The organism is Arthrobacter sp. P1_C12_2, from assembly GCF_056406415.1.
The window spans coordinates 61,129-77,404 of the sequence record NZ_JBFUAF010000007.1; the positions used below are offsets into that span (position 1 = coordinate 61,129).

Below are 16,276 nucleotides of genomic sequence, written 5' to 3' on the forward strand. Positions count from 1 at the left end.
CCCATATAGGGCCGCACAGTCAGTTCCGCGCTGGGTGAAATCCACTGGAAATCGGTCTGAAGAATAGCCGGTGCGTTCCTAGACACGTAGGCTAACAGCAGAACCGTCACATTAATCGGGAGGTAGTTGTGAAGAAAACGGATCGTATTGCCCGTGACCTGGAGCAGTCCGTCAGCACCGGAGTAGACACCGCCAAGGATTGGGCGGCCCCGCGGGTTGAGGCTGCCGTGAACTGGGCAGTTCCCCGCCTGCAGTATGGGCTGGATACCGCCTCTCCCAAAATCCAGGAGGGGCTCAAGTCGGCGGCCCAAAATCTGGCCGGCAGCGTTGCCACCGTCACCCCGCGCCTTCAGGATGGCCTGGCCCAGTTGGCGCCGAAAATCCATGACGCCGCGGAAAGCGCGACTCCGCGCCTGCACGGGGCTGTGGACAAGGCAGCACCGGTAATCGCCAACGCACGCGACCGGGTGGTTGTCTACTACCTTCCCAGGCTTTCCGACCAGATCGGGCAGGCTTCCGTGGCCGTCCACCGCACGCTGGAAAACGCTCCCGCCCACGTGGACGCCGTCGCACAGAAGCTTGTTGATTCAGGCGTGGTCCACGGCGTCCAGACGCAGGCCCAGACCGCCAAGGGACATGCCAAGACTGCAGGAAAGAACATCAAGGCGGCCGCCAGCGAAGTCAGCAAGACGGCCAATGCCAAGCTGGCCAAGCAGCAGAAGCCCAAGCACCGCGGCCTGCTGATCTTCGGCATCATCGCAGCCGCAGCCGCCGCGGGTGTCGCCGCTTGGAGGGCTTCCAGGCCCGTGGAGGACCCCTGGAAGGTACCGACGCCGGTAACGCCCGCCCCGGCGGCCACTCCCGCCGCCGACACGCTGAAGGACACCGCCGACAAGGCCGGCTCCGCGGCTGTTGCGGCAGCGGACTCTGCGGCCGAGGCTTCCACCGAGGCATCCGGTTCCGTAGCCGCCGCGGCGGACAAGGCGACGGAAGCGGCCAAGGACGTTGCCGACGACGCCGCGAAGAATACCGCTAAGGTTGCCACCGACGCCAAGACGGCCGTCCGCAACATCGCGTCCAACCTGAACAACGGGGCAAACAAGCCGGGCCAGTAGCGCCGGCCTGCATTCTCCCTGGGAGGGATTCCGCTACTGCGGGATCCCTCCCTTTGTTTCACGCGGCAGGTTTCACCCGGTGTGACGGGGGCGCGTCGCGGTCCCCCTTCATACGGCAGGCTTGATGCTAAATTTGTGGTGATGTCACCCCATAGATCACCCCAGGATGCCTTGCTCCTTGCTCCGCCGCCGAATGTATCTATTGTGATCCCGGCGTACAACGAGGAAAGCGTCATCCGGCAGTGTCTGATCGCCGCGGTCTACCAGTCGGTGCCTGCCCACGAAATCATTGTGGTGGACAACCTTTCCAGGGACCGCACGGCGGAGATCGTGCGGCAGATGCAGCTGGAGTATCCGGAGAGTCCCATCATCCTGCTTAGCCAGGACCGTGACCAGGGGCTCATTCCCACACGCAATTTTGGTCTGGACCGCGCCACGGGCGATATCCTCGGCCGGATCGACGCCGATTCCGTGCTGGAACCGGACTGGGTGGATCAGGTGCAGAAAGCCTTCGCCGACGATTCTGTGCACGCCGCGACCGGTCCGGTGGTCTATTACGACATGCCCATGCGCCGGTTTGGTCTCAAAGCAGACGACAAAATGCGCCAGCTGATGCTCAGGCTTGCCAAGCACCAGTATCACTTCCTCTTCGGTTCCAACATGGCACTGCGCCGCTCGGCCTGGGAGACCATCCGTGTAGAAGCCTGCCGGGATGAGCGGGACGAGATGCACGAGGACATCGATCTTTCGCTGCACCTGGCCGACCACGAGCTCCGGATCCAGTACTGGCCGCAGATGATCTCGGGTATGTCGGCCCGGCGGCTCGAGGACTCGCCGCGGGATTACCGCTACTACGTGACGCGCTTTGACCGGACCTACAAGGCCCACAACGTCAAGAAGATGGCCTTGAAGGCACCCATGGTGGTCTTCTTCTCGGTCTACTTCCCGGCGAAATTGCTCCGCGCCATCCATACGGTCAACGTTCCCCAGCCGGCCCGCCGCGGCGGCCAATAGCGGCCGTCAACACGCGGTCAACAGGCGGTCAATAGGTGCGGCCGCCATGGGCGGCCTAGTCGGTGCCGAGCTCCGCCAGCCGCTCTGTGCCGGCTCCCTCTGCTGTTCTCCGGGCGGAGCGTGAGCCGCGCTGCCCGAGGACCACGACGGCGAGCCCCACCAGAATCATCGCCAGCCCCACATAGGTCCCGGCCGGCAGCGTCTCGTCCAGGAAGGCCGCAGCCAGGAGCGCCGCTCCCGGGATTTCCAGCAGGATGATCATGGAAACGAGCAGCGGGCTCATGGTCGCCAGCAGGTAGTTGAACGCGGTGTGTCCCACCAGCTGCGCGCACACGGTGATCGCGAGGATCCCCAGCCAACCGGTTGCCTCGAACCCTGCCAGCGGCTGTCCGGCCAACAGCGCCATCCCCGCCACAACGGCGGCACACATGCCGTAGCACAGGGTCGTGTAGACGCCAGTGCCCATGCTCTGCCGCGCCTTGCCGCCGGCGAGCGTATAGATGCCCGCCAGGGCGCCGCCTGCGACGGCCAGGAGATCGCCCACCAGCGCCTCGGGCGAGGTGCCCATATCAAACCCGGTAATGGTCACGACACCGCCGAAGGCTAGCCCCAGCCCCACCAGGACCGGCCAGCGGAACCGGGTTCCCCGGAAGAACTGGAAGATCGCGATCCAGCCTGATTGCAGGCACACCAGCGCCGTCGCCGCCGCGACCGACGTCAGCTGCAGGGAGGTAATGAAGCACGCGAAGTGCAGGGCAAGGGCCACCGCCGCGGCGAGCGACCAGCGGAACTCGGCTCCGGTCACCCTGCCGAACTGACGCGGGTTGCGGACCACCACGGGACCGGCCATCACCGCCGCACCAATCGCATTGCGCCAGAAGGCGATGGCAAGGGCACTGACCGACGTGGCGCCCAGCGTGGCGGCAATGAGGGGCCCGGACGAGGCCACACCCAGCACCCCTACGGCTGCAAGTAAGAAGTTCACGCTCCAACACTAATGGGACTGACCGCAGGGCCCTTACGGCCGCTGGACCTTGACCGGTGCATCCCGGGGTGCCAGCCTTAATGCGCGGTCTCACGTCCCGATCTCGCCATCATCGAAGAAGGAGACCATCATGGCGTCAATGATCCGCAAGAGCCTGGACAAGCCCGAAGAAACACGCCCTGTTGCCGACGGCATGGGTCAGGTGGACCTCGTCAACCTCGACGCCGGCCCGGTTGGGCGGGCCACATTCCTGCCCGGATGGAAATGGTCCGACCACGTCAAGCCGATCGCCAAAACGGACAGCTGCATGGCCACCCACACCGGCTATACGATTTCCGGTCGCATCAAGGTCGTCATGGACGACGGCGAAGAACTCGAATTCGGGCCCGGCGACGTCGGCGTGATTCCGCCGGGCCACGACGCCTGGGTTCTCGGCGACGAGCCCTACGTGTATATCGATTGGCAAGGGATGGCGGACTACGCCAAACCGAAGGAGTGATTGGAAGGGCATGAAAAAAGCCCCGGACCGCGTTTCCGCGGTCCGGGGCTTTTCCTATGGTGGAGGCACGGGGACTCGAACCCCGAACCCCCTGCTTGCAAAGCAGGTGCGCTACCAATTGCGCCATGCCCCCATAAGAAGCAACCCGACAATCATACCCTAGGTCCGGAGCGCTGATTTCCAGCTTCCATCCCCGGGCTCCGGGCTAGTCAACCGGATCGGTTGAATTGCTCCAGATCACTTTCCGGGCTTCGGATTCCTGCACTTTCCTGTAGAGGAGGACGCCTGCGACCGTGACTGCGATAACCAGCAACTTCTTCACATGCACCCCGTTCCGGTTCAATCCTTGACGAACCTTCACTAACCTCTGCCAGAACCAGTACAGGTTCCGTGGGCGTACCAGGACTTGAACCTGGGACCTCTTCGTTATCAGCGAAGCGCTCTAACCGCCTGAGCTATACGCCCCGATGCCTCATCGGGCCGAGATATGACTGTACAGCACATCCCGGCCCGATCTCAAATCGAGGCCCTTTTCCGCGGGATTCCGCGGAAAAGTAAGGGAATTAGTCGTCCGTGAGGGTCACGCCGATGCCGCCGACGAGCGTCGCCGCAATGTTGTACAGCACCGCCGAAAGCATCGACAGCGCCGTCAGCAGCACCACATTGATCACGGCGATGATGGTAGCGAATGACGCCACCTGCCCCAGGGATGCCACCTTCTTCAATTCAAAGCCGCCGCCCTCGGAGCCGGCGAGGGTCCCGAGCAGGCTGTCCACCTGGTCAAAGATCCCCGTCAGGTCCAAAACGGTCCAGAGTACGATCGCCGCCACGACCGTGACGATTCCCAGCGCCACGGAGAGCAGGAAGGCCATCTTCAGTACGGACCAGGGGTCCACCTTGCTGACCAGCAGCCTCGCACGGCGCACCTTGGCCTTGGGAGCCGGCTTGATGAGCCCGGTGGTGCCCTGCCCGCCGGACTGGGCGGGGCGCTGGCCCGCGCCGGCCGGGCGCTGCCCGGGGACCGCGGGGCGCTGGCCGGGCGCGGGGGGACGCTGTCCCGTTCCCGTGGCTGCGCCGGACACGCCGGGGCGCTGCTGCGGACGCGAGGGGGCGCCTACGCGCGGTGCGGCAGCGGGTTGCCGCACTCCGCTCGGCACGCCGCTGCTCGGCTTGGGATATGAGTCGGAATTACTCACTCGTTACCTCCGGTGTTGTCTTCGTCCAGCTCGGCATTGCCTGATGACTCATCTGACTCCGGGGCCGGTACTGATTCTGCCTCTGCGGACTTCTCATGCAGTCCGCCATCTTCTGCCAACGTTACGTCATTCGGCGTGGAAGCCCGATTTTCGGCCTGTTCGCCGGCATCTTCACCTTCGGCCGAGTCGTCGCTTTCCAGGCCGCGTTCGCTGTTCCGGGCTACGGCGATGATGCGGTCGTTCTTGTCCGGCTTGGCAAAGATCACGCCCATGGTGTCGCGGCCCTTGGCCGGCACACCGGTGACCGAGGAGCGGACCACCTTGCCGCCCTCCATGACCACCAGGACTTCGTCTTCCTCGTTGACAATGAGGGCGCCGACCAGGTGGCCGCGTTCTTCCTGGTACTTGCCGACCTTGATGCCAAGGCCTCCGCGGCCCTGGAGGCGGTATTCCTCCACCGCGGTCCGCTTAGCGAAGCCGCCTTCGGTGACAATGAAGACAAACGAACCGTCCTGCACGACGTCGGCCGCCAGCAGTTCGTCGTCCTCGCGGAACTTCATGCCGGTCACGCCCGACGTTGCCCGTCCCATCGGGCGCAGCGCATCGTCCGTCGCGGTGAAGCGGACGGACTGGCCCTTGCGGGAGACCAACATGAGGTCGTCGGTCTCGGAGACCAGCTGGGCCGAGACGAGCTCGTCGCCGTCGCGCAGGTTGATGGCGATCACGCCGGCGGACCGGTTGGTGTCGTAGTCCTCCAGCCGGGTTTTCTTGACCAGACCGCGTTTGGTGGCGAGCACCAGGTACGGGGCGTGCTGGTAGTCGCGCAGGTCCAGCACCTGGGCGATGTGTTCGTCCGGCTGGAACGCCATCAGGTTTGCCACGTGCTGGCCCTTGGCGTCGCGACCGGCTTCCACGAGCTCGTACGCCTTGGCGCGGTAGACCCGGCCCAGGTTGGTGAAGAAGAGCAGCCAGTGGTGGGTGGTGGTGACGAAGAAGTGTTCGACGACGTCGTCGCCGCGCAACTGCGCGCCCTTGATGCCCTTGCCGCCGCGCTGCTGCGAGCGGTAGTTGTCGCTGCGGGTGCGCTTGACGTAACCGCCGCGGGTGATGGTGACAACCATTTCCTCTTCGGGGATCAGGTCCTCCATCGACATGTCGCCGTCGTAGCCCAGCAGGACCTTGGTGCGGCGGTCATCGCCGTGCTTGGCCACGATTTCGGCCAGTTCGGTGCTGATGATCTCGCGCTGGCGCTCCTCGGAGGCCAGGATCGAGTTGTACTCGGCGATCAGGGACTCAAGTTCGGCATGCTTGTCCTGGATCCTCTGGCGTTCCAGCGCGGCGAGCCGGCGCAGCTGCATGTCCAGGATGGCCCGGGCCTGCCCCTCGTCGATGTCCAGCAGCTCCATCAGCCCGTCGCGTGCGGCCTCGGTGGTGGTGGACGCACGGATCAGGGCAATGACCTCATCGAGCGCATCCAGCGCCTTGAGAAGGGCCCGCAGGATGTGCGCTTCCTCCTCCGCCTTCCGCAGCCGGTACCGGGTGCGGCGGGCAATGACGTCCATCTGGTGCGTGACCCAGTGCCGGATGAAGGCATCGAGGCTGAGCGTGCGCGGCACGCCGTCGACAATCGCGAGCATGTTGGCGGCGAAGTTGTCCTGCAGCTGGGTGTGCTTGTAGAGGTTGTTCAGCACCACTTTGGCCACGGCGTCGCGCTTGAGCACGATCACCAGTCGCTGGCCGGTGCGGCCCGAGGTCTCGTCGCGGAGGTCGGCGATGCCGGAGATCTTGCCGTCCTTGACGAGTTCGGCGATCTTGATGGCCAGGTTGTCCGGGTTGGCCTGGTACGGCAGCTCGGTGACCACCAGGCACGTGCGGCCCTGGAGTTCCTCGACGTTGACCACGGCGCGCATGGTGATGGAGCCGCGGCCCGTGCGGTAGGCGTCCTCGATGCCCTTGTGGCCCAGGATCGTGGCGCCGGTCGGGAAGTCCGGTCCCTTAATGCGCTGGATCAGCTCTTCGAGCAGCTCTTCGCGGCTGGCGGTCGGGTTGGCCAGGTACCACTGCACACCGTCGGCGACCTCGCGGAGGTTGTGCGGCGGGATGTTGGTGGCCATGCCGACGGCGATGCCGGAGGAACCGTTCACCAGGAGGTTCGGGAACCGCGCCGGCAGGATGGTGGGTTCCTGGTTCTTGCCGTCGTAGTTGTCCTGGAAGTCGACGGTTTCCTCGTCGATGTCCCGGACCATTTCCATGGCCAGCGGGGCCATCTTGGTTTCGGTGTACCGCGGAGCCGCGGCGCCGTCGTTGCCGGGCGAGCCGAAGTTGCCCTGGCCCAGTGCCAGCGGGTAGCGCATGGTCCAGTCCTGGATCAGGCGGACCAGGGCGTCGTAGATCGCGGTGTCGCCGTGGGGGTGGTACTGGCCCATGACTTCGCCGACCACGCGGGCGCACTTGTTGAAGGAGCGTTCCGGGCGGTAGCCGCCGTCGAACATCGCGTACAGCACGCGGCGGTGGACCGGCTTGAGGCCGTCCCGGACGTCCGGCAGTGCACGGCCCACGATCACGGCCATGGCGTAGTCGAGGTACGAGCGCTGCATTTCGGTCTGCAGGTCCACCTGCTCGACGCGGTCGGTCAGTACGTCGCCGTCGATTATGGCGCCTTCAAGGACGGGCTCGGAGCCGGCCGGCACCTCGGGTGTTTCGTCACTCATAGTCTATATTTTCCGTTTCAGGTATATATCAGCTCTGGAATATTAAGCGGGCTTGGAAGCCGCTAGATATCGAGGAACCGAACGTCCTTGGCGTTCTGCTGAATGAAGTTTCGGCGGGATTCAACGTCTTCGCCCATCAGGACGGAGAAGGTCTGGTCCGCCGCCAGGGCGTCGTCCATGGTGACCTGCAGCAGGGTGCGGTGGTCCGGGTCCATGGTGGTGTCCCAGAGTTCCGTGTAGTCCATCTCGCCCAGGCCCTTGTAGCGCTGGATGCCGTTGTCCTTGGGGATCCGGCGGCCCGCGGCCTGGCCCGAGACCAGTTTCGCGTCGCGTTCCCGGTCGCTGTAGACGTAGTCGTGCGGGGCGTTGGACCACTTGATCCTGTACAGCGGCGGCTGGGCGAGGTAGACGTAGCCATTCTCGATCAGCGGGCGCATGTAGCGGAACAGCAGCGTCATCAGGAGCGTCGTGATGTGCTGGCCATCGACGTCGGCATCGGCCATGAGCACGATCTTGTGGTACCGCAGCTTGGCGATGTCGAAGTCCTCGCCAATGCCGGTGCCGAAGGCGGTGATCATGGACTGGACCTCGGCATTGCCGAGTGCCTTGTCCAGGCGGGCCCGTTCCACGTTCAGGATCTTGCCGCGCAGCGGCAGGATGGCCTGGGTCTCCGGGTTGCGGCCGCGTTTGGCGGAGCCGCCGGCCGAGTCACCCTCCACGATGTAGACCTCGCATTTTTCCGGGTTCTTCGAGGAGCAGTCGGACAGCTTGCCGGGCATGCCGAAGGATTCCAGCGGGCTCTTGCGGCGGGCGTTGTCCCGGGCCTTCCGCGCGGCCATGCGCGCCTGGGCAGCCGAGATGGCCTTGCGGATGACGTCCCGGGCGGGGCCGGGGTTGCGCTCGAGCCAGTCGCCCAGCCCGTCGGTGACAACGCGCTGGACAAAGCCCTTGACCTCGGAGTTGCCGAGCTTGGTTTTCGTCTGGCCCTCGAACTGCGGCTCGGAGAGCTTCACGGAAATGACTGCCGTCAGGCCCTCGCGGATGTCGTCTCCGGTGAGGTTGTCTTCCTTTTCCTTGATGATGTTCTTCTCCCGCGCATAGCGGTTGATGAGTGAGGTCATCGCGGCGCGGAACCCCTCTTCGTGGGTGCCGCCCTCGTGCGTGTTGATCGTGTTGGCGTAGGTGTGGACGCTCTCGGAGTACGCGTTGGTCCACTGCATCGCCATTTCCAGGGCAATGTGCCGTTCCGTGTCCTCGGTCTCGAAGGCGATGACGTCCTCGTGGACCACATCAACCTTTTTGCCGGAGTTCAGGTGCTTGACGTAGTCCAGCAGGCCGTCGTCGTACTGGTACACCACGGTGTGGAATTCCGCGGGGACTTCGCCTTCGGTGGGGACGGTGTCCAGGTCCAGGTCGTCGTCCTCGGACGGTTCCGCCGGGGCGCGGCGCTCGTCGGTCAACGTGATGCGCAGGCCCTTGTTGAGGAAGGCCATCTGCTGGAAGCGGGCACGCAGTGTTTCGAAGTCGAAGTACGTGCTCTCGAAGATGCTGGCATCGGGGTAGAACGTCTGCGTGGTGCCGGTCTCGGTGGTTTCCTCGCCCTGGACCAGGCCGCCTTGCGGCTTGCCGCCGTCGGCGAACGACATCCGCCAGACGTGTCCCTGGCGGCGGACCTCGGTGTCGACGCGGCTGGAGAGCGCGTTAACCACCGAAATGCCGACGCCGTGGAGGCCGCCGGAGACGGCGTAACCGCCGCCGCCGAACTTGCCGCCGGCGTGCAGGATCGTCATGACGACTTCCACGGTGGGCTTGTGCTCGGTGGGGTGCATGTCCACGGGGATGCCGCGGCCGTTGTCGACCACCTTGACCCCGCCGTCGGCCTGCAGCACGATTTCGATGTGCGTGCAGTATCCCGCCAGGGCCTCGTCCACCGAGTTGTCCACCACCTCGTAGACCAGGTGGTGCAAACCGCGGGGTCCGGTGGAGCCGATGTACATGCCGGGACGTTTCCGGACAGCTTCCAGGCCTTCAAGTACGGTGATGTCGCTGGCGCCGTATTCGCGCGATGTCGCGGTCCCCGACGGCGCCGCAGCCGCCGCCACCTGCACTACCGCTTCCGCTACGTCTTCCACTGCCGGGATCTCTGCATTGTCGTTAGCCACAGGCGCTTTCGACTCCTCTATGTTCGTTGAAGGCCGGCCGTTGCCCCTTCCGTGGAAAAGGCTCCTGCCAACAGGCACGTCACTGACGACGCCGGGTGTTTCCGCTGACTTGGGTCCCGTCCGCCGCACGCTGAAATTGCGTCGGAAACGGACTCAGTCAACGCTTCACCGGCGCCCAGTTATCTACACCGATTCTATCGTGTTATAGGAGCCAAACCCGCATTCCAGGGCACCAAACGGGCGGGAAAGTGCCGCTGAGAGGCCGCTGGCTCCCCCTGCAAGGCTTTCGGGGTCCAGCCCTAGGGTTCCTATACGACTCCGGGGCGTTCGAGCGCCCTACACGCCGCTTGCGGATTTTTCAAGGGTTTTTGCAAGAAGTGCTTCACATCCGGTGCGCGCCGGGGGCCCTGGGGCTATCCGTACGTGTCGCGGGGCCCGCGGCCATTGACCGTCCGCAGGCCCTTGCGCCAGCTCGGGGCGGCGGGTCCGAGCACCTGGATGCTGGTGACGACGCCGTCGCCAAGCTCGGTCCGGAATTTTTCCAGCAGGCTGCTGCTCAGCAGCCGCAGCTGGGTGGCCCACGCCGTGGAATCGGTCCGCACATGCAACGTGGTGTCGGTAAAACTCTCCGGGGTGCAGTGCGCCGAGATCTCCGGCCCCACCAGCACGGCCCACTGCGCCATGACGGAGCCGACGGCCACTGGAGAGCTCCAGCCGCGTTCGGCCACGAGGCGTCCCACGACTTTTCCCAGGCCGAGCGGATCCCTGCCGGTGCCGTGGAATTGGGAGAACCCGCGGGTTCCGCGCAGGGCGCGGGCGGGTTTCTGGGTGCCGGCGCCGGAGCGCGGCAGCGCCCGCCGGATTTCGCCCCGGGCCGCGGCGGCGTCGCGCATCCGGTTCAATGCGGCCTGCGCGGCATCGATGTCGTCGGGGTCACGGCCCGGCTGCAGGCCGCCGTCGGTATCCTTATTCATCGATTTTCCTGCTCATCGATTCCTCCCGGGATGACCTTCACCCGCCGTCCGGTCAGTTCGGCCGGGATATCGTCCTCGACGGCGGCAGTGACCAGCACCTGCTCGGCGCCGGATACTATTGCCGCCAGTTTACGCCGCCGCTGGACGTCGAGTTCGGCAAAAACGTCGTCCAGGATCAGGATCGGGGGTGACCCGCCCGTGCGGGCATCGTCGAGCATGACGTAGTAGGAGGCCAGGCGCAGGGACAGGCACATGGACCATGTTTCCCCATGTGAGGCGTAGCCCTTGGCCGGCGCCGATCCAAGCACGAGCTCAAGCTCATCGCGGTGCGGCCCGACCAGCGAGATTCCCCGTTCCAGTTCCTTGCGCCGGGCCGCGGCGAAGGCCTGGATGTAGCGGTCGGTGAGCTGCTCGACGGAGAGCAGGCGCAGGTCCTCCGCCAGTACAGAGGTGGCGGCGGCCGCGCCGGCATCGGTGCCGGTCGCAGCAGCGGCGCCTTCCGCAGGCCTGGACTCCGCTGGTCTTGATGTGGCGCCGTCGTCGTCCAGGCTGTCCTGCAGCGTGGAACGGTACACCGCAGCGGCGTCCTTGGAGCCGTCGGTCAGCTGCGCGTAGGCGTTTTTCAGGTGCGGTTGCAGCCGGTCCACCAGCTCCAGGCGCGCGTGCAGCAGTTCGGCTCCGGCCCGGGCCATGTGCTGGTCCCAGACATCGAGCGTTGCCTCGTGGCCGGTGCTGAACTTGCCGGCGCGGGCCGACTTGAGCAGCGCGTTCCGCTGCTTCAGGACCCGGTCGTAGTCACTCCTGGTCGCGGCGTGGCGCGGCATGAGGCTGACCAAAAGCTCGTCCAGGAACCGGCGGCGACTGGACGGATCGCCCTTGACCAGCGCCAGGTCTTCCGGAGCGAACAGGACGGTCTGGCAGATGCCAAGCAGGTCCCTGGCGCGGACCGGATTGCTCCGGTTGATCCGTCCGCGGTTGGCCCGCCCCGCGTTGATTTCCAGTTCCAGCACGGTCGACTGCTCGCCGCGGACCAGCTTGGCCCGGATCATGGCCCGCTCGGCGCCAAAGCGCAGCAGCGGCGCGTCCGTGCTGACCCGGTGCGAGGTGAGCGTGGCCAGATACCCGATCGCTTCCATCAGGTTGGTCTTGCCGATGCCGTTGGAGCCCACCAGGACGGTGACGCCGGGCTCAAGGCTGAGATCGACCTGGGCGTAGCTGCGGAAATCTGTGAGCGAGAGTTTTTCTAGGTACACGCGGGATTCAGGACCTCACCGGCAGGATTACTTGGCCGGCCGGGTCGCGTGGCCGCCGAACTGGTGGCGCAGCGCGGACACCATCCTCATGGCCGGCGAGTTGTCCTCGCGGGAGGAGAACCTGGCGAACAGCGCAGCCGTGATCGCCGGTGCCGGCACGGAGTTGGCAATAGCCTCCTCGACGGTCCAGCGGCCTTCGCCGGAATCCTCGACGTAGTCGGAGATCGATTCCAGTCCGGGGTCCTCGTCAAGGGCCTTGACCATGAGGTCCAGCAGCCAGGAGCGGACCACCGTCCCCTTTTGCCAGGCCCGGAAAGTCCCGGGAAGATCGGCGACGATCTCCTTGGCGGCCAGGAGTTCGTACCCCTCGGCGTAGGCCTGCATCAGGCCGTATTCGATCCCGTTGTGGACCATCTTGGCGTAGTGGCCGGCCCCGATACCGCCGACGTGCACAAAGCTGTCAGCCCGGTCGCCTGCAGGACGGAGCGCGTCGAAGACGGGGAGGGCGCGTTCGATATCCGCGGCATCACCGCCCGCCATGAGGCCGTAGCCGTTCTGGAGGCCCCATACCCCGCCGGACACGCCGCAGTCCGCGAAGCGGATTCCCTTTTCGGCCAGCGCGGCACCGTGCTTCTGGTCTTCGGTGAACCGGGAGTTGCCGCCATCGATCACGAGGTCGCCGGCGTCGAGCTTGTTACCCAGTTCGGTGATCACGGCGTCGGTAATCTCGCCCGACGGGACCATGACCCAGATGAGCCGCGGCGCCGGGACGGCGGCGATGAGTTCGTCCAGGGTGGCGACGTCGGCAACTTCGGGGTTGCGGTCAAAGCCGGTGACCTCGATCCCGCCGTTGCGCAGCCGTTCGCGCATGTTGAAGCCCATTTTTCCAAGGCCGATTAGTCCGATGTGCACGGGATGAACTCTTTTCTGCGCTGGGGGTGCTTCGTAGGGGGACGTCACCCAACTGACTGGCAGTTGTGGCCGTTTTGAGGGCTGAAAACGGCCGTATCTGTCAGTTAGTTGGGCAGCCGGACGGGCATGACGAGGTAGCGGTAGTCGCCCTGGTCCTCGCCCTCGGCGTCCTGCTGGGCCGTGATCATGGCCGGCTTGGGGGCCGTGGTGAAGGAGAACCGCACGAACTTGGTTTCGATGACGCTCAGGCCCTCGATCAGGTAGTGCGGGTTGAAGGCCACGGTGATGTCCTCACCGGACAACTGGGCTTCGAGCTCTTCGGAGGCCTGGGCGTCCTCACCGGTGCCGGCGTCCAGGTGCAGCTGGCCCTGGGTGAAGGCGAGCCGGACAGGCGTGTTGCGTTCGGCCACGAGCGAGACGCGGCGCACGGCCTCGACCAGTTCCTGGGTCTGCACTGTGGCGTGGATGGGGGTGGAGTCCGGGAAGAGCGAACGGATCTTCGGGTAGTCGCCGTCGACCAGGAGCGACGTGGTGGTCCTGCCGCCGCTCTCGAAGCCGATCAGCCGGCTGTCGTCGTCGGCGAGGGCGATGTTGATGTCGCCGCTGCTGCCGAGTGTTTTTGCCACTTCGTTGAGGGTCTTGGCCTTGACCAGGGCGCTCGTGGAGATGCCGGGAGTCGCAGGCTTCCACGGGACTTCCCGCATGGCCAGGCGGTAGCGGTCGGTGGCCAGGAGGGTGATGAGGTCGTCCTCGATTTCCATCCGCACGCCGGTCAGGATCGGCAGGGTGTCGTCCTTGCTGGCCGCGATGATCACCTGGGATACCGCCTGGGCGAACGAATCGCCTGGAACGGTGCCGCTGATCGTAGGCAGCGCCGGCAGAGGCGGGTATTCGGCCTCGGGCATCGTGGCCAGGTGGAAGCTGCTCCGGCGGCAGGTGAGCGTCACCTTGTTGCCGTCGGTCTCGACCTCGACGGGGGCGGACGGCAGGCTGCGGCAGATGTCCGCGAGCAGGCGGCCCGACACCAGGATGGTGCCTTCGGTGCTGATGTCAGCAGGGATTTCGAGCCTCGCAGAGGTCTCGTAATCGAAGCTCGAAAGGCTGACGGTACCGGCTTCAGCTTTCAGGAGCAGGCCTGAAAGTACGGGAACGGGCGGCCGCGGAGACAACGACCGGGCGGTCCATGTCACGGCTTCTGCCAGGACGTCCCGTTCGACTCTGAACTTCACGGAAGGGTGCCGCCTTTCATTGCTGCTGTTAGTGCTGAAAATCGCTGAAACTGCTCAAGCTGCCGCGGACCTCGGCAGGGACGCCGAACTCCGTCAACAAGGGAATCGTCCGCCCACCCCGGGCCCCATGGCCCGGTAGGAACCACAAAAGATGTCCGGGACGGACACACTGCAGACAGCTTAGCCCCAAGGTGAGCGTTTCTCCCATCCCCGGGTTACATCAGTGTTGTTCGCAGGGCCGGTCTCCTGCGCCGGTCCGGAACGGGCCTGGGCGCTGTCCGGGGGGTGGGAAGGAGATTGTTGTTTGAGGGAATTTCATTTTCTTGGGATTAGTAGTGTTAATAACTGCTGTGGAAACTGTGGATAACTCGATCCTGCCGTACGAATCCGCGGTTAAGCCCTGTTCATGGACTGTGGGCGGAGCAGGTTTTAAACAGGGTGTGGATGGGGACAAGTTTTTTGGCCTCTTCGTCGCTCCACAGGCGCCTTAAGGGTTTTAAGCCCATTAACCGCGGTTGTCCCCTTAAGTATCCACAGGGTTGTCCACAGGGCCCTGTTAATAAGGTAAGAGTGCGCAGGCGGATGCCTCAGGAATTACGCTGCTGCTGCTTGATCCGGTTGGTCAGCTCGGTCACCTGGTTGTAGATGACCCGGCGCTCAGCCATGAGCTCGCGGATCTTGCGGTCGGCGTGGATCACGGTGGTGTGGTCGCGGCCGCCCAGCTCCTGCCCGATCTTGGGCAGGGACATGTCCGTCAGCTCCCGGCACAGGTACATCGCGATCTGCCGGGCGGTTACCAGCGTGCGGGTGCGCGACTTGCTGCAGAGTTCTTCCATGCTGAGCTTGAAGTAGTCAGCCGTCTGCGTGAGGATCTGGGCCGAGGTGATTTCCTGGGCACCGTCGTCCGTGATGAGGTCTTTGAGCACCATCTCGGCCAGGGCCACATCCACCGGCTGCCGGTTCAGGCTGGCGAAGGCCGTGACGCGGATGAGGGCTCCCTCAAGTTCGCGGATGTTGCTGGAGATCTTGGAGGCGATGTATTCGAGCGCATCATCCGGGGCGGAGAGGCCCTCGCTGAGGGCCTTCTTCCGGAGGATCGCGATGCGGGTCTCCAGTTCGGGCGGCTGGATGTCGGTCAGCAGGCCCCACTCGAAGCGCGACTTCATGCGGTCTTCGAAGCCGGCGAGCAGTTTCGGCGGCTGGTCCGAGGTGATGACCACCTGCTTGTTGTTGTTGTGCAGGGCATTGAACGTGTGGAAGAACTCCTCCAGCGTCCGGTCCTTGCCGGCCAGGAACTGGATGTCGTCGATCAACAGCACATCCACGTTGCGGTACGTGGTCTTGAAGCTGGTGCCTTCATCGTCGCGGATGGAGTTGATGAAGTCGTTGGTAAATTCCTCGGAATTGACGTAGCGGACCCGGATCCCGCTGTAGAGCCGGCGCGCATAGTGGCCGATCGCGTGAAGCAGGTGGGTTTTGCCGAGTCCGGAGTCGCCGTAGATGAACAACGGGTTGTAGGCCTTCGCCGGCGCCTCGGCTACAGCTACGGCGGCTGCGTGGGCGAACCGGTTGGAGGACCCGATCACGAAGGTGTCGAAGACGTACTTCGGGTTCAAGCGGCCGAATTCGTGCGAGGTGCTCGGCAGCATCGGCTGCGGCTTCAACTCCACGGTCGGGTCGGCGGCCAGGGAAAGTTCGACGGCGGGTTCGGGTTCTGTGTGCAGGGGCACCAGATCCGTGTCGACGTCGATCGCGCAGCGGATTTCGTCGGAAAACACGCTCCGGAGGGCGTCGTCGAGGGCTTCCTTGACCTGGGTCTGCAGCACTTCGCGGGTGAGTTCGTTGGGGACGGCCACCAGCAGGGTGGAACCGATCAGCCCCTGCGCCTGGGCCAGGATGACGAAGCCGCGCTGCCGGGGTGAGACACGGTGGTCGTTCTCCAGAAGACTCACAACCCGCCGCCAGGAACTTCCGACAGTGTTGGCTTGGTTGGCTTCGTCTACTGTCATCAATCAGTTCCTCAAACTTGCTGGCCTGCATTACGTGCATCCACGCGGTCCGGAGCTGTGCGCCGGCCGACTCAATCCACAGGGTTATGCACAGTCCGTGGATAAGGGGTTACTGAGACACTGTAGGGGATGAAAACGCCAGAAGATAGCTGGGTTCAGTCCTGTGGATAATTACACCGTTGTGGTTCTCAAATGGGGCGCGTGACGCACTTCATCC

Annotated in this window: 13 protein-coding genes and 2 tRNA genes; 3 read left to right on the plus strand and 12 right to left on the minus strand. The window is 64.8% G+C overall.

The annotated features are described in order from the left end of the window. The first annotated feature begins 128 nt into the window (after positions 1-128). The gene (locus AC1DZQ_RS09475) at positions 129-1,115 is read left to right on the plus strand and encodes a hypothetical protein (protein WP_476963286.1); all 987 of its coding nucleotides are present in this window, start codon (positions 129-131) and stop codon (positions 1,113-1,115) included. 141 nt (positions 1,116-1,256) lie between these two features. After that, complete coding sequence (locus tag AC1DZQ_RS09480; protein WP_476963287.1) at positions 1,257-2,129, plus strand: glycosyltransferase family 2 protein; 873 nt, start codon at positions 1,257-1,259, stop codon at positions 2,127-2,129. Between the two features lie 55 nt (positions 2,130-2,184). Here the strand turns inward: AC1DZQ_RS09480 and AC1DZQ_RS09485 are convergent, their stop codons facing one another. Continuing rightward, on the minus strand, positions 2,185-3,114 hold the full coding sequence (locus AC1DZQ_RS09485; RefSeq protein ID WP_476963288.1) for a DMT family transporter: 930 nt from the start codon (positions 3,112-3,114) through the stop codon (positions 2,185-2,187). Between the two features lie 130 nt (positions 3,115-3,244). On the opposite strand from AC1DZQ_RS09485, the gene AC1DZQ_RS09490 reads away from it, so the two are divergent. Continuing rightward, positions 3,245-3,613 carry a cupin domain-containing protein gene (locus AC1DZQ_RS09490; RefSeq protein ID WP_476963289.1) on the plus strand — a complete coding sequence of 123 codons (369 nt, stop codon included), beginning with the start codon at positions 3,245-3,247 and terminating at the stop codon, positions 3,611-3,613. A gap of 57 nt (positions 3,614-3,670) precedes the next feature. Here AC1DZQ_RS09490 and AC1DZQ_RS09495 read toward each other — a convergent pair. The 11 genes from AC1DZQ_RS09495 to dnaA all read right to left on the minus strand — a co-directional run bounded on the left by AC1DZQ_RS09495 (position 3,671) and on the right by dnaA (position 16,059). Next, positions 3,671-3,746 (minus strand) — tRNA-Ala (locus tag AC1DZQ_RS09495). A gap of 72 nt (positions 3,747-3,818) precedes the next feature. Next, on the minus strand, positions 3,819-3,974 hold the full coding sequence (locus tag AC1DZQ_RS09500) for a DLW-39 family protein (RefSeq protein WP_476963290.1): 156 nt from the start codon (positions 3,972-3,974) through the stop codon (positions 3,819-3,821). Positions 3,975-4,004: 30 nt separating this feature from the next. Next, positions 4,005-4,078: transfer RNA gene (locus tag AC1DZQ_RS09505), tRNA-Ile, on the minus strand. A 98-nt stretch (positions 4,079-4,176) separates the two neighbouring features. Then, positions 4,177-4,809, minus strand: coding sequence for a DUF3566 domain-containing protein (locus AC1DZQ_RS09510; protein WP_476963291.1), 633 nt, complete (start codon positions 4,807-4,809; stop codon positions 4,177-4,179). Beyond that, positions 4,806-7,520, minus strand: a complete 2,715-nt coding sequence (gene gyrA / locus AC1DZQ_RS09515; protein ID WP_476963292.1) for a DNA gyrase subunit A — start codon at positions 7,518-7,520, stop codon at positions 4,806-4,808. The genes AC1DZQ_RS09510 and gyrA overlap by 4 nt, the downstream gene beginning before the upstream one ends. A gap of 62 nt (positions 7,521-7,582) precedes the next feature. Further along, the gene (gyrB, locus tag AC1DZQ_RS09520; RefSeq protein WP_476963293.1) at positions 7,583-9,682 is read right to left on the minus strand and encodes a DNA topoisomerase (ATP-hydrolyzing) subunit B; all 2,100 of its coding nucleotides are present in this window, start codon (positions 9,680-9,682) and stop codon (positions 7,583-7,585) included. A 413-nt stretch (positions 9,683-10,095) separates the two neighbouring features. Continuing rightward, entirely contained in the window at positions 10,096-10,656 is a 561-nt protein-coding gene (locus tag AC1DZQ_RS09525) for a DciA family protein (protein WP_476963294.1), read from the minus strand. Continuing rightward, complete coding sequence (recF, locus tag AC1DZQ_RS09530; protein ID WP_476963295.1) at positions 10,653-11,909, minus strand: DNA replication/repair protein RecF; 1,257 nt, start codon at positions 11,907-11,909, stop codon at positions 10,653-10,655. The genes AC1DZQ_RS09525 and recF overlap by 4 nt, the downstream gene beginning before the upstream one ends. Positions 11,910-11,936: 27 nt before the next feature. Next, positions 11,937-12,821: a phosphogluconate dehydrogenase (NAD(+)-dependent, decarboxylating) gene (gnd, locus tag AC1DZQ_RS09535; RefSeq protein ID WP_476963296.1), complete on the minus strand. Its 885-nt coding sequence runs from the start codon at positions 12,819-12,821 to the stop codon at positions 11,937-11,939. Between the two features lie 104 nt (positions 12,822-12,925). Further along, the gene (gene dnaN / locus AC1DZQ_RS09540) at positions 12,926-14,050 is read right to left on the minus strand and encodes a DNA polymerase III subunit beta (protein ID WP_090582070.1); all 1,125 of its coding nucleotides are present in this window, start codon (positions 14,048-14,050) and stop codon (positions 12,926-12,928) included. 587 nt (positions 14,051-14,637) lie between these two features. Then, entirely contained in the window at positions 14,638-16,059 is a 1,422-nt protein-coding gene (gene dnaA / locus AC1DZQ_RS09545) for a chromosomal replication initiator protein DnaA (RefSeq protein WP_018775671.1), read from the minus strand. Positions 16,060-16,276: the final 217 nt, after the last annotated feature.

Coding starts and splice junctions, on each gene's coding strand:
- AC1DZQ_RS09480 (WP_476963287.1), top strand. CDS start 1,257: ATGTCACCCCATAGATCACCCCAGGATGCCTTGCTCCTTGCTCCGCCG.
- dnaA (WP_018775671.1), bottom strand. CDS start 16,059: ATGACAGTAGACGAAGCCAACCAAGCCAACACTGTCGGAAGTTCCTGG.
- gyrA (WP_476963292.1), bottom strand. CDS start 7,520: ATGAGTGACGAAACACCCGAGGTGCCGGCCGGCTCCGAGCCCGTCCTT.
- AC1DZQ_RS09525 (WP_476963294.1), bottom strand. CDS start 10,656: ATGAATAAGGATACCGACGGCGGCCTGCAGCCGGGCCGTGACCCCGAC.
- AC1DZQ_RS09490 (WP_476963289.1), top strand. CDS start 3,245: ATGGCGTCAATGATCCGCAAGAGCCTGGACAAGCCCGAAGAAACACGC.